Origin of the sequence: Devosia oryziradicis (genome assembly GCF_016698645.1) — a bacterium.
Lineage (GTDB): Bacteria > Pseudomonadota > Alphaproteobacteria > Rhizobiales > Devosiaceae > Devosia > Devosia oryziradicis.
In genome coordinates this window covers 1,669,207-1,689,970 of the sequence record NZ_CP068047.1, presented here as the reverse complement: position 1 = coordinate 1,689,970, position 20,764 = coordinate 1,669,207, and the positions used below count along the sequence as shown (strand labels likewise).

The 20,764-nt window shown below is 63.5% G+C and carries 20 protein-coding genes; 15 read left to right on the top strand and 5 right to left on the bottom strand.

The window, feature by feature from the left end; genetic code table 11:
- Positions 1-97 precede the first annotated feature (97 nt).
- The 6 genes from JI749_RS08465 (at position 98) to JI749_RS08440 (ending at position 7,338) form a co-directional block, all read left to right on the top strand.
- Complete coding sequence (locus JI749_RS08465; RefSeq protein ID WP_201662194.1) at positions 98-1,702, top strand: peptide ABC transporter substrate-binding protein; 1,605 nt, start codon at positions 98-100, stop codon at positions 1,700-1,702.
- Between the two features lie 63 nt (positions 1,703-1,765).
- A complete protein-coding gene (locus JI749_RS08460; RefSeq protein ID WP_201662192.1) occupies positions 1,766-3,523 on the top strand; it encodes an ABC transporter ATP-binding protein in 1,758 nt (585 codons plus the stop codon).
- A gap of 10 nt (positions 3,524-3,533) precedes the next feature.
- Positions 3,534-4,463, top strand: coding sequence for an ABC transporter permease (locus JI749_RS08455; RefSeq protein ID WP_201662189.1), 930 nt, complete (start codon positions 3,534-3,536; stop codon positions 4,461-4,463).
- A complete protein-coding gene (locus tag JI749_RS08450) occupies positions 4,460-5,344 on the top strand; it encodes an ABC transporter permease (RefSeq protein ID WP_201662186.1) in 885 nt (294 codons plus the stop codon). Before JI749_RS08455 ends, JI749_RS08450 begins: the two co-directional genes overlap by 4 nt.
- A 1-nt stretch (position 5,345) precedes the next feature.
- The gene (locus JI749_RS08445; RefSeq protein ID WP_201662183.1) at positions 5,346-6,554 is read left to right on the top strand and encodes an aminotransferase class V-fold PLP-dependent enzyme; all 1,209 of its coding nucleotides are present in this window, start codon (positions 5,346-5,348) and stop codon (positions 6,552-6,554) included.
- Between the two features lie 61 nt (positions 6,555-6,615).
- On the top strand, positions 6,616-7,338 hold the full coding sequence (locus JI749_RS08440; RefSeq protein ID WP_201662180.1) for a FadR/GntR family transcriptional regulator: 723 nt from the start codon (positions 6,616-6,618) through the stop codon (positions 7,336-7,338).
- A 141-nt stretch (positions 7,339-7,479) separates the two neighbouring features.
- On the opposite strand, the gene hemH is transcribed toward JI749_RS08440, so the two are convergent.
- The 3 genes from hemH to JI749_RS08425 form a co-directional block, all read right to left on the bottom strand.
- Complete coding sequence (hemH, locus tag JI749_RS08435) at positions 7,480-8,505, bottom strand: ferrochelatase (RefSeq protein WP_201662178.1); 1,026 nt, start codon at positions 8,503-8,505, stop codon at positions 7,480-7,482.
- An 83-nt stretch (positions 8,506-8,588) separates the two neighbouring features.
- Positions 8,589-10,265 carry a HoxN/HupN/NixA family nickel/cobalt transporter gene (locus JI749_RS08430; protein ID WP_201662176.1) on the bottom strand — a complete coding sequence of 559 codons (1,677 nt, stop codon included), beginning with the start codon at positions 10,263-10,265 and terminating at the stop codon, positions 8,589-8,591.
- An 8-nt stretch (positions 10,266-10,273) separates the two neighbouring features.
- Complete coding sequence (locus JI749_RS08425) at positions 10,274-11,173, bottom strand: LysR family transcriptional regulator (RefSeq protein WP_201662174.1); 900 nt, start codon at positions 11,171-11,173, stop codon at positions 10,274-10,276.
- 146 nt (positions 11,174-11,319) lie between these two features.
- Between JI749_RS08425 and JI749_RS08420 the strand changes: the two genes are divergently transcribed.
- The 3 genes from JI749_RS08420 to JI749_RS08410 all read left to right on the top strand — a co-directional run bounded on the left by JI749_RS08420 (position 11,320) and on the right by JI749_RS08410 (position 13,169).
- Positions 11,320-11,742, top strand: a complete 423-nt coding sequence (locus JI749_RS08420; RefSeq protein WP_201662172.1) for a MarR family transcriptional regulator — start codon at positions 11,320-11,322, stop codon at positions 11,740-11,742.
- 97 nt (positions 11,743-11,839) lie between these two features.
- Entirely contained in the window at positions 11,840-12,283 is a 444-nt protein-coding gene (locus JI749_RS08415; protein WP_233280905.1) for an SH3 domain-containing protein, read from the top strand.
- A gap of 397 nt (positions 12,284-12,680) precedes the next feature.
- Positions 12,681-13,169: a pyridoxamine 5'-phosphate oxidase family protein gene (locus tag JI749_RS08410; protein ID WP_201662691.1), complete on the top strand. Its 489-nt coding sequence runs from the start codon at positions 12,681-12,683 to the stop codon at positions 13,167-13,169.
- A gap of 35 nt (positions 13,170-13,204) precedes the next feature.
- Here the strand turns inward: JI749_RS08410 and JI749_RS08405 are convergent, their stop codons facing one another.
- Positions 13,205-14,131, bottom strand: a complete 927-nt coding sequence (locus JI749_RS08405; RefSeq protein ID WP_201662170.1) for a DMT family transporter — start codon at positions 14,129-14,131, stop codon at positions 13,205-13,207.
- Positions 14,132-14,459: 328 nt separating this feature from the next.
- Here JI749_RS08405 and JI749_RS08400 point away from each other — a divergent pair, with 328 nt between their 5' ends.
- The 6 genes from JI749_RS08400 to JI749_RS08375 all read left to right on the top strand — a co-directional run bounded on the left by JI749_RS08400 (position 14,460) and on the right by JI749_RS08375 (position 19,779).
- Positions 14,460-15,242, top strand: coding sequence for an SDR family oxidoreductase (locus JI749_RS08400; RefSeq protein ID WP_201662168.1), 783 nt, complete (start codon positions 14,460-14,462; stop codon positions 15,240-15,242).
- Positions 15,239-17,119, top strand: coding sequence for an excinuclease ABC subunit UvrC (uvrC, locus tag JI749_RS08395; protein ID WP_233280904.1), 1,881 nt, complete (start codon positions 15,239-15,241; stop codon positions 17,117-17,119). Before JI749_RS08400 ends, uvrC begins: the two co-directional genes overlap by 4 nt.
- A 242-nt stretch (positions 17,120-17,361) precedes the next feature.
- Complete coding sequence (locus JI749_RS08390) at positions 17,362-18,435, top strand: 3-deoxy-7-phosphoheptulonate synthase (protein WP_201662164.1); 1,074 nt, start codon at positions 17,362-17,364, stop codon at positions 18,433-18,435.
- Between the two features lie 81 nt (positions 18,436-18,516).
- Positions 18,517-19,083, top strand: a complete 567-nt coding sequence (gene pgsA, locus JI749_RS08385) for a CDP-diacylglycerol--glycerol-3-phosphate 3-phosphatidyltransferase (RefSeq protein WP_201662162.1) — start codon at positions 18,517-18,519, stop codon at positions 19,081-19,083.
- On the top strand, positions 19,080-19,331 hold the full coding sequence (locus JI749_RS08380; protein ID WP_201662160.1) for a MoaD/ThiS family protein: 252 nt from the start codon (positions 19,080-19,082) through the stop codon (positions 19,329-19,331). The genes pgsA and JI749_RS08380 overlap by 4 nt, the downstream gene beginning before the upstream one ends.
- Position 19,332: 1 nt before the next feature.
- Complete coding sequence (locus JI749_RS08375; protein ID WP_201662158.1) at positions 19,333-19,779, top strand: molybdenum cofactor biosynthesis protein MoaE; 447 nt, start codon at positions 19,333-19,335, stop codon at positions 19,777-19,779.
- Positions 19,780-19,832: 53 nt separating this feature from the next.
- Here the strand turns inward: JI749_RS08375 and JI749_RS08370 are convergent, their stop codons facing one another.
- Entirely contained in the window at positions 19,833-20,723 is an 891-nt protein-coding gene (locus tag JI749_RS08370; RefSeq protein ID WP_201662156.1) for a branched-chain amino acid aminotransferase, read from the bottom strand.
- Positions 20,724-20,764: the final 41 nt, after the last annotated feature.

Below are 20,764 nucleotides of genomic sequence, written 5' to 3'. Positions count from 1 at the left end.
AAAGCGACGCAAGTCGACACGAAAAATGATCGGCGCCTGCCAGCGCCGGCATGAGGGAAACGTCCAGAAACTGGCTCTGCAACAAGGAGGGAGCTTAATGAACGCATTGCTCAAGATCGCCGGGGGGCTCGCCGTCGCCACGGCATTGTCGGCCCCGGCACTCGCCCAGACCACTGTGGTGGCCCCGAGCGGCAGCACCGCCGGCACCTACATGGACTACATGAAGACCGTGTATGATCGAGGCACCGGCTCCGAGCTGCTGCAGATCCCGATCGCGACCTTCGACAAGGAGTTCGAGCTGACCCCGATGGCAGCCGAAAGCTGGTCGCAGTCCGAGGATGGCCTGACCTGGACCTTCAAGCTCCGCTCGGGCCTTGTCTGGTCCGATGGCGAACCACTGACGGCCGAAGACTTCGTCTTCGCGCTGCAGCGCGCCGCCACCTCGGGCTATGATTTCGCCTGGTACTGGGACTTTGCCGGCGGCATCAAGGGTTGGAAGGAAGTCACCGAGGGGACCGCCGACGTTTCCACCCTTGGTCTCAAGGCCGTCGATGACCTCACCATTGAAGTCACCACCGTCGCGCCCAAGCCCTACTTCCCGTCGGTCACGAGCCTCTGGTACCCGGTTCCCAAGCACAAGGTCGACGAACTCGGCGATGACTGGGCCCTCGACGTGGCCAACATCGTTTCGTCCGGCCCGTTCGAAATCGAGAGCTGGGAAAAGTCGAACAACTCGGTCGTCTTCACCAAGTCCGATACTTATACCGGCCCCTGGGCGCCGCAGATCGATCGCCTCGAACTCGATCCGACGCTCAATGCACCTGAAGTCGGCCTACCGGCTTTCCTCGCCGGTGACGCCGATTATTCGTTCCTCAATACCGGCCAAGTGCCGGTAGCGACCCAGCGTTATCCCGACGGCATCCGCAAGAACGCCGTCTTTGCGACCTCGTACATCTCCTATGACCTCGATGCTGCGCCGTTCAACGATGTCAATGTCCGCCGCGCCTTCTACTACGCCGTCAACCGCGAGGAACTGACGACCACTGTCCTCAAGGACATTGCCATTCCGGCAGGCTCGATCCTGCCGCCCGGCTATCCTGGCTACAATCCCGATGTCGTTGCCCAAGCCACTTTCGACCCCGAAAAGGCCAAGCAGTTCCTCGCCGATGCCGGCTTCCCCAATGGCGAAGGCTTCCCGGAGGTGGAAATCTGGTACCGCGAGGAGGGCGGCTATAATGGCGCCATCATCCCGGCCATGGCGCAGTATCTCCAGGCAGAATTCAAGGAAGTCCTGGGCATCAGCCTCAACATCCGCGCCTTGCCCGGCCCGGAATGGATGGATGGCCTGCGCGGCAAGAAGAACAACATCTTCATCGCGCCCTATGAGTACGACTATCTCGATCCGTCGAACTTCTACGGCATCTTCTACAATGGCGGCCGCCACGGCTACTTCATTCCGGAATATGACGAGATCGTCGCCAAGGCCGACTCCGAGAGCGACTGGGATACCCGCTACAAGCTGTACGCTGAAGCCGAGCAGGTCATGATCGACCAGGGCCTCATCGTCCCGCTCGTACACCCCGTCACCATCGCCGTGGTCTCCGATCAGATCACAGGTGATGGCGTCCAGCCCAACTCGCTCGGCTTCACCCAGCTCGACCGCCTCGGCCACTACTTCTTCACGCACATTACCAAGCAGTAGTCGCGATCGATCAATGCGCTCCCCGGCTTATGTCGGGGAGTGCCCTCCACCAAGGGCCGCTTCATGCCTCTCGTCGAAATCGAAGGCCTCCGGGTCAGCTTCAGCCAGTATGATGGCCAGATCGATGCCGTCCGTGGCGTGAGCTTTACGGTCAACGAGGGCGAAAGCCTGGGCATCGTCGGCGAAAGCGGCTCAGGCAAGTCGGTCAGTTGCGGTGCCCTGCTCCGCCTGTTGCCGACGACCGCCAAGGTCACAGCGGCCAAGATGACACTCGACGGCATCGATGTGCTGAAAGCGGACAAGGAAGACCTCAAGCGCATACGCGGTCGCTCCGCTGCCATGATCTTCCAGGATCCGATGACCGCTTTCGATCCGGTCTTCACCATCGGCCACCAGATCGCCGAAACCATCCAGGCCCACCGCGACATAGGCAAGCGCGAGGCCCTGGCCGAGGCCGAGCAACTCCTGCTCCGCGTCGAGATCAAGAACGCCGCCGACGTCGTCAAATACTATCCGCACCAGCTGTCCGGCGGCATGCTGCAACGCGCCATGATCGCCATGGCCCTTTCCTGCCGACCCAAGGTGCTTATCGCCGACGAGCCGACCACCGCGCTCGACGTCACCATCCAGGCGCAAATCCTCCAGCTCATCAAGAAAGTGCAGGCCGAATTCGGCATGGCACTGATCATGATCACGCACGACCTGGGCGTCATTGCCGAAACGGTGGATCGCGTGCTGGTCATGTATGGCGGCGAGGTGATGGAAGAAGGTTCGGTCGCCCAGATTTTCGAGGCGCCGCGCCACGACTACACCAAGACCCTGCTGGCCAGCCTCCATTCCCGCTTCGAGCCCTCCAAGGGTGACCCCGAGGCCATCGCGCCTGCGCTAGAACTGCGCGGCCTCGCCAAGGCCTACCCGATCCGCCGCCGCAATGGCTTCCGGATCACCCACGGCGAATTCCAGGCGGTCCAGGCTGTCGATGTCGTGCTGCCACGTAATCGCATCGTCGCTATCGTCGGCGAATCCGGTTCCGGCAAAACCACGACCGGCCTCATGGCCATGCGTCTCACCGAACCATCCAGGGGCCAGATTTTGGTCGATGGCACCGACATTTCGGGGCTTGATCCAGCAGCGCTCATCCCCTTCCGCAAGCGCATGCAGATCGTGTTCCAGGACAGCTATTCGGCCCTCGATCCCATGCTGACGCTGACCCAGATCATCGCCGAGCCCCTGCATATCCATGGGCTGGGCACATCGCGCGAGCAGACGGAAAAAGCCCTCGGCTGGCTTGAACGCGTCGGCCTGCCCCGCAGCTTCGGCAGCCGCTATCCGCACGAACTCTCCGGCGGCCAGCGCCAGCGCGTCGCCATCGCCCGGGCGCTGATCCTCGAACCCTCAGTCCTCGTCGCCGACGAACCGACCTCCGCGCTCGACGTCACGGTCAAGGCGCAGATCATCAACCTGCTCAAGAAGCTGCAGGCCGAACTGGGCCTTTCCATCCTCTTCATCAGCCACGACCTCTCGACCGTCAAGTCGCTGACCGACAGCGTCGTCGTCATGTATCGCGGCCGCGTCGTCGAGGAAGGCCCAACCGAGCGCCTGTTCGCCGAGCCGCAGCACCCCTATACGCGCGCCTTGCTCGACGCTATTCCAGCCACCGATCCCCGGGAGCGGGGCGTGCGCACCTTTCTCTCGGCCGACGAGATCAAGGCCCAGACCCCGCGCTTCACCGTCATCCAGACCGGCGCGGCTCCCAATGCCACCCCGCAACTGGTCACCATCGCCCCGGGCCACCGGGTCGAGGCCATCGTGACGACGTGAGGAGCCAGCCATGATCGCCCACATCATCCGCCGCATCCTCTCGGTCGCGTTCACCTTCATCGTGGTCTCCATCATCATCTTCCTGATGATGCACTCCGTCCCCGGCGGTCCGTTCGATGCCAATGACATGCCGGTTTCCGAGGCCGTGCGCGCCAAGATGATGGCGCAGTGGGGACTCGATCAGCCACTGCATGTCCAGTATCTCAACTACATGTGGGGCGTGCTCCACCTCGATTTCGGCGTGCCTTTCCAGAGCCCCGGCGAAACCGTGGTCGAACTGATCTCCCGGGCCTGGGTCCCGAGCCTCATCCTGGGCGGCTCCGGCGTACTGATCGGCGCGCCCCTAGGCATCCTCCTCGGCATGGCTGCCGCCCTCAACCGCAATTCGTGGATCGACTACCTCGCTTCCACCGTAGCAACACTGGGCCTCACCATCCCAGTCTTCGTCACCTCCATGCTGCTGATCCTGATCTTTGCGGTCTGGCTCAACTGGCTGCCGGCCAGCGGCTGGCCCCAGCCCAACCGCTGGATCCTGCCGATCATCTGCTACGCCCTGATCCCGCTGGCGACCTATGCGCGCTACACGCGCTCGGCCATGCTCGACACGCTGAACCGGCCCTTCGTCACCGTGTTGCGCGCCAAGGGACTGAGCGAGCGTCGCATCATCTTCCAGCACGTCATGCGCAACTCGGCCATCCCGCTGGTGACAGTATTTCTGCCCATGTTCATCGGCACCGCCACCGGCTCGATCTTCGTCGAGGCCATGTTCCGCGTGCCCGGCCTTGGCGCCTACTTCGTCTCCTCCATCGAGGTGCGCGACTATACGCTGCAGATGGCGCTGATGCTGCTGATCACGTTCATGTACTGCCTGGCCTATCTGCTGTCCGACCTTGCCTATGCTCTGCTCAATCCGCGCATCCGCACGGGAGGCACGGAATGACCGACACCACAGCGCCCGTCTCCGCCTCCGGCCAGCGCAGCCCGCTCTGGTTCGCCTGGCGCCGCTTCCTCTCCAACAAGGCCGCCGTCATCGGCGGCACGGTGCTCGGCATTCTGATCCTGATGGCGATCTTCGCGCCGCTCATCACGCCCTATGACCCCGAAGCGCAGAGCTTCCTCACCGAAGCGCTAGCCTTTCCGTCGGCAACGCACTGGTTCGGCATCGACAATCTGGGGCGCGATTTCTATTCGCGTATCGTCTACGGCGCCCGTGTCTCGCTCACCATCGGCTTCACCGCCGCCCTGTTCAGCGTTCTCGTGGGCATCCCGCTCGGCGCCCTCGCCGGCTATTTCGGCGGCCGCATTGACTGGGTGATCATGCGCATCATCGAAGTCTTCTCGGTCGTCCCGCCGCTGCTCGCCGCCCTGCTGCTCGGCGCCATCACCCGGGGCGGCTACGGCACCATCGTCTTCATCGCCGCGCTCTTCGGCTGGGTACAGGTCTGCCTCCTCGTCCGCGCCCAGGTCAAATCCTTCCGCGAGAAGGAATTCGTCCGCGCCGCCCAGGCGCTCGGCGCCTCGCCCTGGTACATCATCCGCCGCCACCTCATCCCCAATTCCATCAGCCCGATCATCATCGGCTTCGTCCTCTCCATCCCGCTCGCCATGATGCTCGAAGCCTCGCTGAGCTTCCTCGGCGTGGGTGTTCCCCCGCCGACGCCAACCTGGGGCCAGATGATCAACGAGGGCATCGACTTCATGTTCTTCTATTGGCACCTGGCGGTCTTCCCCACGGCCGCGCTCGCCATCACCGTCCTCGCGACCTCGCTGTTCGGCGACGGCTTGCGCGATGCGCTCGACCCGACTTTGAAAGGCCGCTGAATTGTCTGAAAATCTCGCCCGGCAGTTCCTCATCCGTGAGGATGTCGTCTTTCTCAACCACGGCTCGTTCGGTGCTTGTCCGCGCCCAGTCTTTGCCAAATACCAGGAGTGGCAGCTCGAACTCGAGCGCCAGCCCGTCGAGTTCCTCGGCCGCAACCTGACCGAGACCATGCGCCAGCCCCGCATCGCCCTGGCCACCGAACTGGGCACGACGCAGGACAATATCGTCGGCCTGACCAATGCCACGCTCGGCCTCAACATCGTCGCCCAGTCGCTCGATCTTAAGCCGGGCGACCAGATCCTCACCACCGACCACGAATACTCCGCACTGGAAAAGACCTGGGCCTACGTCTGCCGCAAGACCGGCGCCGAAGTGGTCGTGGTCAAGGTGCCCATGCCGCTCATGACCGAGGCGCAGTTCACCGATACCATCATTGCCGGCATGACCGACCGCACGCGCGTGCTGTTCCTTAGCCACATCACTTCGCCGACGGCCCTGCTCTTCCCCATCGAGCGCTCGATCGCCGAAGCCCGCAAGCGCGGCATCTGGAGCGTCATCGACGGCGCCCACACGCCGGGCCACATCAAGCTCGAACTCGACAAGCTCGGTGCCGATTTCTACTCCGGCAATTGCCACAAGTGGATGATGGCGCCCAAGGGCTCGGCCTTCCTCCATGCGCGCCCCGAAGTGCAGGGCCTGATCGATCCGCTGGTGATCAGCCACGGCTGGACCGATAAATCCAAGGAACCCGGCGCCAAGGGCGCCTTCGGCAATTCGCCCTTCATCGACGAACTCGAAATGCAGGGCACCCGCGACCCCGCGCCGTGGCTCACCGTCCCCGCCGCGCTTGACTATCGCCGCGACAACGACTGGGAAGCCGTGCAGGCTCATTGCCATGCCCTGGCGCTCGATACGGCCCAGCGCCTCGGCGAACGCACTGGCCTGCCCCCGCTCAGCGCCCCCCAGTTCAGCGCTCCGCAGATGATCGCCATGCCGATCCCGGAATGCGACACCGACAAGCTCAAGGTTGATCTCTACGATAGGTACCGCATCGAAATTCCGGTCTTCAAATGGCAGGACACCTGCATCGTCCGCCTGTCGGTGCAGGGCTACAATTCCAAGCCGCAGATGGATTTGCTCATCGACGCGCTGACCGACCTGCTCGATCTCAAATCCGGCTCGGCACCGCGCCTGTCATCGCGAGGCTGACAAAAGCCGCGAACTGTGGTGTGTGTGCTGCCGAACGCACACGCCGGGAGGATTTGGCGCAGTGAGACCAGAGGCGTTGAGCTATCTCGAGCCGCTCGAAACCCGCACGCGTGGCGTTGCGGTGCTCGACGCGCTGGCCGACATGGTCGAGCGCTCCGGCCTCAAGATCGGCGATCGCCTGCCCCCTGAAGTCTCCCTTGCCGCCACGCTCGGCGTCGGTCGCTCCACCATCCGCGAAGCCCTCAACCGATGGGAGGGCCTCGGCATCATCCGCCGCCGCCGCGGCGACGGCACGTACCTGTCCGCTCGCGTCCAGACCTCGCGCGGCCTGGTGCCGACGATGGTGCGCCTCGAGGGCGAAGCCCTGCTCCGCCTGATGGAAATCCGCCGTACGCTCGAAAACGACGTCGTCCGTAAGGCGACGGAGAAAGCTACCCCGGCCCAGCGCCGGCAGATCAGCGAGCTCTGCGATGTCCTGCTGATCGAGGTCAATGCCGGCCGCCCATGGCGCAAGGCCGACCACGCCTTCCACGGCGCCATCTACGACGCCACCGGCAACCCGATGTATGGCCAGCTGCTGATGAACCTCGACCACGCGCTGGAACGCGGCGGCTCATCCCCCTTCACGGCCGACGCCTTCGGTCTGGATTCCTTCCCCATCCACCGCGAACTGGCCGACGCCATCCTCGCCGCGGACGTGGACCAGGCCCTGGACGCAATCAACCGCCTGCTCGATACGGTCGAACGCGAGGTCAAGGCGATCATCGAGGGACGGAAGGGCTAGCGCCCCTTCCTTACCTCGCCCCTCCGGGGAGAGGTCGACCCGCAGGGTCGGGTGAGGGGTGCTTCGGCATATACCTCACCCAGTAAAGTCCCCTCACCCGGCGGCTCGCCGCCGACCTCTCCCCAGAGGGGAGAGGTAAGATCAAACCCACCCGCTCAACTCGCGCCGGACCATCGCCTCGATCATGTCCATGCCGCCGGGGCTGTCGTTCAGGCACGGGATATAGGCGAACTTCTCGCCCCCCGCTTCCATGAACGTTTCCTTGCCCTGCATGGCGATCTCTTCCAGCGTTTCGATACAGTCCGCCGAAAAGGCCGGCGCCAGGATCGCCACCGTCTTGACGCCCTTGCCCGGAAGCGCCTCGAGCGTCACGTCGGTATAAGGCTCCAGCCACTTGGTTGGGCCAAAACGGCTCTGGAAGGTGACCATCAGCTTGGATTTGTCCCAGCCCAGATATTCGCGCACCAGCCGCGTCGTCTTGAAACACTGGCAATGGTAGGGGTCGCCCCGCTCCAGATATTCGACGGGCATGCCGTGATAGCTGGTGATCACCAGGTCCGGCTCGAAATCCAATGCCGCGACGCCATCGCGGATCGAGTTGCCCAGCGTCTCGATATATTTCGGGTCCTCGAAATAGGCCGGCGCGGTGCGCACGGCCGGTTGCCAACGCATCTTGCTCAACGCTTCGAACGCCTTGTCATTGGCGGTCGCCGTCGTCGTGGCGGAATATTGCGGGTAGAGCGGCACCAGCAGGATCTTCTGGCATCCCGCCGCCTGCATCTTTTCCAGAACACTCTTTGTCGAGGGGTTGCCATAGCGCATGGCGAAGTCGACCACGATTTCGCCGTGTCCGGCCAGACGTTGCGCCAGCGCCTCAGTCTGGTTGCGCGTGATCACCCGCAACGGGCTCTCGTTCTTCTCCTTGTCCCAGATCTGCCCATAGGCATGGCCGCTCTTCTGCGGCCGGAAGCTCAGGATCACCAAGTTGAGGATCGGCCACCACAACCACTTCGGCGTCTCGATGACGCGCGGGTCGCTGAGGAATTCCTTGAGGTAGCGCCGCACGCTCCAGTAGTCGGTGGCGTCGGGTGTACCCAGGTTGAGCAGGACCACGCCGATCTTCGGCTTTTGGACAGGTGGATGATTGGCAGGGCGATGATCGGACATGGAGCGCCAGTTTGGAGGAGTTCTAGGCTGGCGCACCATAACCCCTCCCTCGTCATCCGCAAGGCGGCGATGGGTCGCGTCGGCTAGAGACTGGCAATCACCAGCAGCACGCCAAACGCCAGCACGGCGGCCGCTCCCAATAGTTCCACCCACCAGACGACGGCACCGGTCACCGGGTTGTCCACGCCGCCGATCCGCCGCGCCAGACCCTTGGCCGTCACGGCCAGCGTCGCCAACAGCGCCACGGTGATCGCCGTGCCAGCCCCCATGAGGAAGACCGCGGCGATGCCAGCAGGCAGCAGGCCTTGCGACAATGCGAACACCAATACCACCAGCGCTCCCGAGCATGGCCTCAGCCCCACGGCTAGCACCACGCTCAACTGCTCGCGCAAACTGCCCGTCGTGGCTTCGGGCCCCACGATGTGCGCATGCCCGGCATGGTCATCGTGATCGTGGTCATGGTGATGGTGGTCATCATGATGGCGATGATCGTGCGCGTGGTGCCCGTGATCGTGCCCACCGTGGTCGTGCAGGTGTCCGTGCGCCTTGCTGGCCATATCCTCATGCTGGTGGCTATGTCCCCAGCCGAACACTTTGCGCAGCACCAGCCACAGTCCCAGCAAGGCGACCATCGCGTAGGAGGCGATGCCGATCCAGTTGGCCGCGTCGCCCATGGCGATGCTGGTCATGCCAAGCAGTCCCGCCGCGATCAGCACGAACACCACTGCCACCGCCGATTGCAGCAGCGCCGACAACACGCTGAGCAGAACCCCGCGCCGCAACTGCGTTTCGTTGGCCAGCACATAGGACGAGATCACTACCTTGCCATGGCCCGGCCCGGCAGCGTGGAAGATGCCATAGAGAAAACTCAGCCCACCCAGCACCCAGAATGCCGTCCAGTCCGTGCGCAACGCGTCCAGCGAGCTGGTCATCGCCGCATAGAAATCGCGCTGCTGCGTCTGCAGCCAGCCGAAAAACCCTGTCCGGGGCAGATTGAGACCCGGCTCAGGCGGCGGCCCGCCAAACGGCATGGCCGGCTTGGCCTCGGCAACCTCCGTCACCGCGTCCAATGCCGTTGCCGGCGCTGCGGCAGGCGCGCCGTCGCAGCTCACCACGATCAGCCCCTGCGTGCCGCGCATGGCGGCAGCCAGGTCCGGCGGCAATTCGGTGACATCGGGCCCCAGCGCGTACAGCCGCTGCTCGACGTCAGGAGCCATCTCCTTGGGCGGCTCCAGCGTCACGGCGCAGCCATCCGGCGCATTTTCCAGCGTGACATCACTGGCATCGGCAAAGGTGATCGCCACGTAGTATTCGGGGTCGTACACCCCAAGCTCGAACCGCTCCCCCAGCGGATGCGGCTGCACCGTCGCCAGCGAGTAACTGAGCGTCGTGCGTCCATCTGCATAGACCATGCGCTGGTCACCCACTGGCTCGAATTGCAGCGGTTCGGCGGTGTCGCCCGCGATGGTGTAGAAGCCATATTCGGCCAGGCCGGTCATGTTCTCGTCGGCAAGCCCCTGCAGTTCCTCGGGGCTCGTCTCACGATCGCCGTTGGTATCGAGGCCCTGGATCACCCAGGCCGAGAACGCAGTATCGAACGTCCATTCGTGGTGCAGCCCGACCACGGCGCCGCTGGCGTCGAAGGTGATGCGGACCTTGGCGTCGATGAGGATATGCGGATGCGCGACGGCCGGCAGCGTCAGCGCGCACAGACCGATCGCCGCGCCGGCAAGCCGGCGTCCAACATCGCGAAACTTCATGCCCGCCTCTAGCTCACTGGGTGGTTCTGGAACCACTCGACGAGGTGATCGATCAGCGCCCTCACCTTGCCGGCAAGGTGCCGCCGATGCGGGTAGACTGCCTGCAACGTCTGGCCCGTCGGCAGGTAGTGAGCCAGCACAGGCACCAGTTCGCCGCCGGCGACCATCGGGTCGGCGAGGTAGGAGGGCAATACGACAAATCCAAGGCCCATCACCGCCGCCTGTCGTGCCGCGAGTGGCGAGTTCACGCGCAGGGGCCCGTTGACCGGCACCGAGATGGTCTTGCCATCCTCTACGAAGCGCCAGTTCGACTGGCCCTGCAGATTGACATCGACGATGCATGGCAGGTGGCGGAGGTCTTCGGGGTGCTTGGGCGTACCATGCTGCTTGAGCAGTGCTGGTGACGCACCGACCACAACATGCATATCGGCAATCTTGCGCGCAATCAGCGAGGAATCCGCGAGCGTCGATATGCGCAGGGCCACATCGATCCCCTCGTCGACCAGGTCGACGTAACGATCCTCAAGCCGCAGGTCCAGCGACACCTTGGGGTGTTTCTTGAGGTATTCGTAGATTGCCGGGGCCAGCGTCGACTCGCCGAAATTTCGCGGGGCCGAAACGCGCAACAGTCCGCGCGGCTCCGCCGTCTGGTCAGTGATGGTGGCGTCGAGGTCGTCCAGCTGCTGCAGCAGCGCGCTGGCTTCGCGATAATAGGCCTCGCCAGCCTCGGTCAGGCTCAGCTTGCGGGTGGTGCGGTTCATCAACCGCACCCCGAGATAGTCCTCGAGGTCGGTGACATATTTGCTGAGCAGGGCCTTGGAGCGTCCGTGCTGGCGGGCAGCGGAAGAAAACCCGCCGGAATCAAATACCTGAACGAAAGCGCGGATGCGGGCGAGATCCTGCGTCATGGTACTTCCGTTCACGCTAGCGACGTAATGAACGCATAACTCATCTGCATGGAGCGAACAATAAGCGGCCTTGGTCGTTCCACGATTAACGATAGGATGGAAACGCCAATCGACGCGCCCGAGGAGTTCGGACTATTTTCCCGCCCATGTCCAGACCTTCATCCCGATCCACGCTTTACCGGCTCATCGAGGCCGGGCAGCTTGCGCACAAGGCTTTGCTTTTGCCGCTGATGGAACGTGGTCTGGAGCCTGGCGATGATGCCGTGCTGTTCGAGCTGGGTCGGGCCGGCACGACGGAGGCTGATCTGGCGGCCGAACTTGGCATCAGTGAGGTCGCCCTGAGCACGCGCCTGTCCAGGCTGCTCGACCGCGAACTAGTGACCCGCCAAGCGGTTGGTCCCGAACTCGCGCCGGGCGTGGCCCTCAGCGAGCGCGGCGTTCGTATCCGCAATGGGTTGGTCGACCACTGGACGCAGCTGGAGGAAGCCCTGATGGGCGAGCTCAAGCCCAAGCAGCGCAAAAAACTTGGCGAACGCCTGAAGCGCTTCGTCGAGCTGTTGCGACTCTAGGCTTACCTGAAGGTTTCATTCAGGTTCGGTTCAGGCTCAATGGCGTTCTTTAGGGTTCACAGGCATTTACGTGCCACTTGAACCAAGGAGATCGACAATGGCTCTGAGCAAGAAACTCATGGCTGGAGGCATAGCGGCGCTGGCGCTTTTGGCGACGACCGCATCCGCCTTTGCAGCGCAGGCTTACGCCACCGGCAACGTCAATGTGCGTTCGGGTCCCGGCACCGGCTACAGCCGTGTGGACACGCTGCGCGCCGGCCAGCAGGTCGACGTCATCGAATGCCGCGGCAGCTGGTGCTACATCGAAAAGCGCGGTCCCGACGGCTGGGTTTCCGCCAACTACCTCAGCCGCAGCGGCGGCTGGCAGGATGACGACGATTGGGGTTGGGATCGTCCGCCCCACTGGAACCCGCGTCCCCCGCGTCCGCCGCACTGGAATCCGCGCCCGTGGCCGCAGCCTCAGCCCTGGCCGACCCGTCCGGGTAACAATGGCAGTGTCTGCTTCAACGGACCAAACGGATACTTCTGCATCGGCAACTAGCCAACGCAACGCCGCCCTTCGGGGCGGCGTTTTACTGTCCAAGCAACCCGCTGGCACCTGGCTCGTTATCAAGCCAACCAGAGGAGATTGCACAATGGCAACTGCCGCAACCACCCAAGACAAGTCTGCCCGCACCGCGACCCCTGCCGCAGTTGCGGCAAGACCAACCTCCACGGCCAAGAACGCCGCCGCGGCAAAGCCCGCCACCGCTTCAGTCAAGTCGGCCGGTAAGCCCAAGTCGGACAGCAAGCCGGCCGGCAATTCCGACGCCGCCCGCACGCTCAAGGCAAAGGCCGCTGCCAAGCCCACCAGCGCCAAGCCCGCCAAGAAGGCCACGGCCACCAAGGTCGCCGAACGCGCTACCGCGCCCGCGAACCGGCAGTCACGCGACTCCAGCATGACCGCCAAGGAACATGACGATCACGTCGAACGCATCTGGGAACTCGCCAAGCGGATCGGCATCGCCATGTTCGTGACCTGGGACGGCAAGGAGCAGCGTGCGCGCCCGCTCGCCGCGACGGTCGAAAAGGACGAAGGCGCCATCTACTTCCTGACCGACGTGAACGGCGAAAAGGACGATCAGGTCGCCGAATTCCCCCATGTCAGCGTGAGCTTCGCCGACCACAAGCATTCCAAGTTTGTGGCGCTGTCGGGCAAGGCCACTGTTTCGAACGATCGCGCCAAGATCAAGGAACTGTGGAGCCCATTCGCGAAGGCCTGGTGGGATAGCCCGGAAGACCCGGCGATCCGGGTGATCAAGGTCACCCCGCAGGATGCCGAACTCTGGGACAGCCCCGGCCGCATCGTCACCACCATCTCGATGCTCGCGGCAGCTGTGACCGGTCGTACCCCCAAGATCGGTGAGAACGCCAAGGTTGTACTGTAGGAACCTTCCGGGAGACGCATCGCGTCTCCCGCCCCTCATTCCCGCCCGGGCATAGCGGGATCGGCGACGACAGCAACGCGCTTGACGCGTTCGCGCGCCATCACGACCAGTCCTGCCGCCACGATGATTGCTGCGCCGATCATGGAGATCGGATCGATCCAGTGCCCGAAAACTACGGCGCTGAGGGCGATCGCCCAAGGCAGCGAGAAATAGTTGAACGGCTGCACGACACTGGCCGGCGCCATGCTCAGCGCATAGACCATTAGCCCATGCCCCGCACATGTCGTTGCCATCACGGTGACGACGAGGGCGAAGTCGCCCCATCCCATCGGCTGCCAGAAAAACACGCCGACCATGGCCGACATCACCAGACCGATAAGCGCCGTATAGGTCATGCTGGTCGCGGCGCTGTCATGCTGGCCAACCTTGCGGGTGATGACGATGTAGATGGAATAAAGCGTCGCCGAAATCAGCGCAAAACCAACGCCCCAATCGAGCGGCAGTCCGCCTGGCCTGACGATCACCAGGGCCCCCGCGAAGCCTGCACCCACCGCCACGAAGCGGAAGATGCCGACCTTCTCCCCAAGGATAGGGATGGCAAAAAGCGTCACCAGCAGGGGATAAACCACAGTGATGGCCTGCAGTTCGCCCAGCGGAACCGTACGCAACGCCAGGGCAAAGAACCAGATATCGGCCATCAGCAATACGCCGCGCAGCACCTGCCACAGCGGCACCTTCGAGTTGAGGGCTTGCCGCAAGGGCGCTTGGCGCATCACCAGCAACAGCGAAAAAACCGCAAAGCCCCAGTAGCGCATCATGGTGATCTGGAACGGCGAATAGGTCTGCACCAGTATCTTGGAAATCGCGTCCTGCACGCCAAACACGCCGATGGTAATAAGCGTCAGGACAATGGCGCGGCCGACGTTGTCGGCACGGGCGTCAGCTGCAATGGGCGAAGACATGGGAGCACAATCAAAATGCAGAATGAAACGCCCCGGACGGACGCAGCCGGAGCATTCGAAGCGCTATCGCAAAGCTCATGCCTTGGCCATAGCCGAGTTAATGATGCCGGCAATTGCGGTGCTGTCGCCCCAGTGCCGGCAGCACCGCAACGCTCCCGGAAAGCCCACAGGATCCAGTGTATGGATACGGCGCTTGAAGCGGCTTGAACCAGAGGACAATGCTCCTGTCCGAACCTGTCAGCAGCTCCGAATAAATCGGTGCTGGGCCAAACGTTGAACTAAGTCGCCAAAGCGGCCTATGGTCCGCCCAAAGGTGCCAAAGCCCATCATGTCGAATCGCCCATCTTCCCCGCCCCGCGCCGTTGCGCTTGTCACCGGCGCAGCCGACCGCATCGGCGCCGCCATCGCGCGCCGTCTCGCCCGCGACGGTTGGGCGGTGCTCGTTCACTACCGCAGTTCGGCTGACAAGGCCGATGCAGTCGTGTCCGATATCCGGGCCGCCGGGGGGCTGGCCATGACCATCCAGGCCGATCTGGCTGATCGTGCGCAACGCAATGGACTGATCGGGACTGCCCGCGCTGTCTTCGGTCCGCTGACCTTGCTGGTCAACAACGCGTCCCTGTTCGAGCGCGACTCCGTGGCCGATCTTGACGAAGCGCTTTGGGACGCCCATTTCGCCGTTCATGCCGAAGCGCCTGCATTTCTCGCGCGCGACTTCGCTGCCCAGCTTCCTGAAACGGAAACGGGCAACATCATCAACATCATCGACGAGCGCGTACTGGACCTGTCGCCTGCCTTTTTCAGCTATACCCTCAGCAAGGCCGTGCTCTGGACCATGACTCGCACCCTGGCCCAGTCGCTGGCCCCGCGCATCCGCGTCAATGCCATTGCCCCCGGCCCGACCGTACCGCCGCCCGGCGTGTCGCTGGACGTCCATGCCAAGCGCGTCAGCGAATTGCCGCTGGGCCGCAGCGCCGACCCCGATGGCATTGCTGACGGGGTTGTCGCGGTGCTGACGCTTGGCGCCATGACGGGGCAGATGATCACCCTCGATGGCGGCCAGCATCTTGAATGGCCGGCGCGCCGCAAGCCCACGCCGAGACGGAAATGAGCGACAGCCCTCCGCCTGCATCCGGCCACGAGGTCATCCGCGCCTTTGTTCGCACGCTTCCCGCAGCCCCGGGCGTCTACCGCATGCTCGATGCCGAAGGCGAAGTGATGTATGTGGGCAAGGCCCGCAACCTCAAGGCGCGAGTCACCAATTATACCCGCCCCGATGGGCTTGAGGTCCGCCTCCAGCGGATGATCGCCGCCACGGTGAGCATGGAATTCGTGCGCACCGAGACTGAGTCTGAAGCGCTGCTGCTCGAAGCCAACATGATCAAGCGGCTCAAGCCCCGCTTCAACGTGCTGCTGCGCGACGACAAGAGCTTCCCCTACATCCTGATCGCCACCGATCACGAGGCACCCGAGCTCACCAAGCATCGGGGAACCCGGCGCAGGCAAGGCCACTATTTCGGCCCCTTTGCCTCGGCAACTGCTGTGGGCCGCACCATTGCATCCCTACAGAAGGCGTTCCTGCTGCGCAATTGCTCGGACAGCTTTTACGCCGCGCGCACTCGGCCTTGTTTGCAACACCAGATCAAGCGCTGCGCCGGCCCTTGTACGCGCGAGGTCTCGCTCGAGGCCTATGGCGAGTTGGTCGAGGACGCCCGCCAGTTCCTGTCGGGCAAGTCGCAGGGTGTGCGCGACCATCTGCAGCGCGACATGAACCAGGCCGCCGAGCAGCTCGACTTCGAACGGGCCGCGCTGCTCCGCGATCGTCTGTCGGCTCTGGCGCTTATCCAGTCGCAGGGGGGCGCTACTGCCAAAACGGTCGAGGAAGCGGACGTCTTTGCCATCCACCATGAGGGTGGCCAGTTCTGCGTGCAGGTCTTCTTCTTCCGTGCCTTCCAGAACTGGGGCAACTATCCCTATCGCCCACGCGCCGATGCCAGCCTGTCCGATGCAGAGGTACTCGAAGCCTTTATCGGCCAGTTTTATGAGAACAGAACACCCGCCCGCCTCGTCCTTGTCAGCCACGAACTGTCCGAACCGGCGCTGATGGAAGAGGCACTGTCAACGCGCGCCGGCCGCAGGGTCTATATCGAGCAGCCCAGGCGCGGTGAGAAACGCGACCTGGTCAATCACGCCCTCAACAATGCCCGGGAGGCACTCGGCCGCCAGCTTGCCGAGGGTGCCACCAACCGCGCCTTGCTTGAAGGCGTCGCCGAGACCTTCGGCCTCGATGATGTGCCACGGCGTATCGAAACCTACGACAACTCGCATATCTCGGGCACCAACATGGTCGGCGCAATGGTGGTGGCCGGAGAGGAAGGCTTCTCCAAGAAGCACTATCGCACGTTCAACATAAAATCCGACATCGTCGCCGGCGACGACTTCGGCATGATGCGTGAAGTGCTGACCCGGCGTTTCACGCGCCTCGCCAACGAGAGCGAAAACGACGCCGAGGATGAAAACACCGGCATGCCCGATTGGCCCGACGTTGTGTTCATCGACGGCGGCGCCGGTCAGCTGAACGCCGTCCGCGAGGTAATTGCCGGCCTGAACCTGCCTAAGGAAGTGACCTTCATCGGCATCGCCAAGGGCGAGGAGCGCGATGCCGGACGCGAGAAATTTCACATGGAGGGCCGGGAGCCCTTCATGCTGCCGCATCGTGACCCCGTGCTTTACTACGTGCAGCGCCTCCGCGACGAAGCCCACCGCTTCGCCATTGGCACCCACCGCGCCAAGCGCAACAAGGCCGCCATCAAGAACCCGCTGGATGAGATCGAGGGCATCGGCCCCACCCGCAAGCGCGCGCTGCTGAACCACTTCGGTTCCGCCAAGGCCGTCGGCCGCGCCAGCCTGGCCGATCTTGAAGCCGTACCGACCATCTCCAAGGCCATGGCGCAGCTGATCTACGATCACTTCAATCGGGTGGAGTAGCTCGGTCTAACGCTGGCCCGAAAAGTCGGACTCGACAAACCGCGAAATCCCGCGCTACAAACCGTGCCATGATCCGTTCCGCCGCCGCGTATTCGTTTTGGTTTAGCTATCCGCTCCCGGCGGAGGCTACCGCGCGCTTGATCTGATCTCACAAAGATACGACCAAACCCGAAGCCAGCCGCCCCCGATCCGAGGCGGCTTTTTTGTTGGCCGCCTCCCAGAATTCCCGAGGAGACCACCAAGTGCTCAAGTCCACCGACGACCTTCGCATCACCGAAATAAAACCGCTCACCACGCCGATCGAGGTCATGCGCCAGCATCCGCGTACGGACCCTGCCACGCGCACAGTACTCAGCGCCCGCCACGCCTTCCACAAAATCCTGGGAGGCGCCGACGACCGTCTGGCCGTCATCGTCGGTCCCTGCTCCATCCATGATTCTGCTGCGGCGCTGGACTATGCCAGGCGCCTCGTGGCACTGCGCGAGTCTCTGGGCGACCGGCTGGAAATCATCATGCGGGTGTATTTCGAGAAGCCCCGCACCACCGTCGGCTGGAAGGGCCTGATCAACGACCCCAACCTCGATGGCAGCTTCGACATCGACACGGGACTTCATACCGCGCGAGCGCTGCTGCTCGATATCGCCAATCTCGGCCTGCCCGCCGCCTGCGAATTCCTCGACATGACCACCCCGCAATACATTGCCGACTTGGTCAGCTGGGCCGCCATCGGTGCCCGCACCACCGAGAGCCAGATCCATCGCGAGCTCGCCTCGGGTCTTTCCTGCCCGGTCGGCTTCAAGAACGGCACCGACGGCAACGTCAAGATCGCCCTCGACGCGGTGAGCTCAGCCAGCCAGCCGCACCATTTCCTGGCGGTGACCAAGGACGGCCGTTCCGCCATTGCGGCCACCACGGGCAATGACGACTGCCACATCATCCTGCGCGGCGGCAAAACCCCGAACTATGACGCAGCGAGCGTCGATGCTGCCGCAACCGCCGCCGAAAAGGCGGGCTTGCAGCCCACCGTCATGATCGATGCCAGTCACGCCAATTCGTCCAAGAACCCGGAAAACCAGCCACTGGTACTGGCAGACATCGGCGCCCAGCTGGCTGCCGGCGACCGTCGTATCATCGGCGTCATGATCGAATCCAATCTCGTTGCAGGCCGCCAGGACCTCGTCGAGGGTCGCGAGCTGGTCTATGGCCAGTCCATCACCGATGGCTGCATCGATTGGGATACGACCGTGACGGCACTGGAGGCCCTGGCCGAAGCCGTGACGCAGCGCCGGGCCGCGACGAACCAGCAGGTCGCATAGTTCGACAAGCTCTTCCCCTCTCACCTCACGGGAGCGGGGAAGAGCCTTGACCCTCCTCACCCATTCCTGTTCTGTCCGTCCATGGCCAGAAACCCGCTCACGCTTGTTCCCAACCTCATCACCATCGCCCGCATTTTGGCGATCATTCCGATCGTCGCGCTGGTGATGCAGGGCGACGTCGTGTTGCGCCTGGTGGCTCTCATCATCTATGTCGTCGCCGCCGCCAGCGACTGGCTCGACGGCTACCTCGCGCGCGCCTGGAATCAATATTCCCCGCTCGGCCGCATGCTCGACCCCATTGCCGACAAGCTGCTGGTGGGCATTCTGATCGCGGCCCTCGCCTGGGACGGTAGCTTCTCCGGCTGGGACATGATCCCCGCCTGCGCGATCCTGTTCCGCGAGTTTTTCATCCCCGGCCTTCGCGAATTCCTCGGCAACATCACTGTTGTGCTGCCTGTCACCTGGCTGGCCAAATGGAAGACCACCATCCAGTTAGTCGCCCTGGCCGTGGTGCTGTTCGAGCGCATCGTGCCGGGTTTCGGCCTGGTCAGCGACATCCTCCTTTGGATCGCCGGCGCTCTGACGCTGTGGACGGGGTTCCAATATCTCCGCGCCAGCTGGCCGCACCTCGTCGAGGAGCAGAAATGAAGATCCTCTACTTCGCCTGGCTGCGCGAACGCCTCAATCGCGGCGAAGAGGAGGTATCGCCGCCGCCCGCGGTGGTGACCGTCGCCGACTTGATCGACTGGCTAGCCGGTCGCGACGAAGCCTTCGCCCATGCGGTCGAAAAGCGTGCCCTTATCAAGGCAGCCATTGACGCCAAGTTGGTTACGCAGGCCGCGCCCATTGCCGGCGCCGGCGTCGTTGCCCTGTTCCCGCCGATGACCGGCGGCTGACATGGACGTCCGTGTTCAGACCGAACGTTTCGACCCCGGGGCGGAGCTCAACGCCTTCCTCTCGGCCAGTAACGGCGCCGGTGCTGCCGCCACCTTCACTGGGGTGGTGCGGAGCAAGCCGGACGACCCGATCACCGCCCTGACGCTTGAGTGCTATCCCGAGCTCGCCATCAATCAGCTCAAAGCCATCGTCACCGAGGCCACTGGCCGCTTCGACCTGCTCCGAGCGACCGTCATCCATCGCTACGGCACACTCGCCCCCGGCGAACCTATCGTCCAGGTCATGACCCTCTCGCCTCACCGCGACGCCGCGTTCAAGGGCGCCGAGTTCCTTATGGACTATCTCAAAACGGACGCACCATTCTGGAAGCAGGAAACCGGTCCGAACGGGACACACTGGGTGGAGGCCAAAGCCGAAGACGACGCGGCCAAGGCGCGGTGGGCGTGACAACAACAAAAAAACCGGGCACTTGGCCCGGCTTTTTCACAAATTGATTCCGCTTATTCCGCAGCGACCCGCTTGGGCTGCACTTCGGCCGAATAGGCATCGATCAGCGTGCGGCAACCTTCACCCGGCGTGAACTTGTATTGCCCGATCTCACTGACCGGCGTCACTTCAGCGGCCGTGCCGGTGAGGAAGCACTCGTCAAAATTCACCAGTTCCTCGGGCATGATATGCCGCTCGGTCACGGTGTAGCCATTGCGCTTGGCCAGTTCGATCAGCGTCTGCCGGGTGATGCCGTTGAGGAAGCAGTCCGGCTTGGGCGTGGTGATGTCCTTGCCCTTGATGAAGAACACGTTGGCACCCGTGGCTTCCGCCACATAACCGCGATAGTCCAGCATCATGGAATCGGCATAGCCATTGGCCATCGCCGCGTCCTTGGAGAGCGTGCAGATCATATAGAGACCGGCGGCCTTGGCCGAGGACGGGATGGTTTCCGGCGACGGGCGCTTCCACTTGCTCCATTCGAGCCGGATGCCCTTGAGCTTTTCCTCGACCGAGAAATAGCTCGGCCAGACCCATGCAGCGATCGCCAGATGCACGGTATTGTTGCGGGCGGGCACGCTCAGCTCTTCCGAGCCGCGCCACGCGACCGGGCGGATATAGGCGTCGACCAGACCATTCTTGGCCAGTACTTCGCGCTTGGCTTCTTCGATCTGCTCGACCGACCACGGAATGGTGAAATCCAGCGTCTTGCCGGAACGGATCAGCCGCTCGGTATGTTCGCGCGACTTGAAGATCTCGCCGCCATAGGCCCTCTCGCCCTCGAACACCGAGCTGGCATAGTGCAGCCCGTGCGTCAGCACGTGAATCTTCGCGTCTTTCCAGGGTTTGAATTCGCCATCAAACCAGATCCAGCCTTCGCGCTGGTCCATGGGCACGCCTGCCATGATCCCTCTCCCGAGTATTTCTGTGCGCCGCTGCTGCTGCG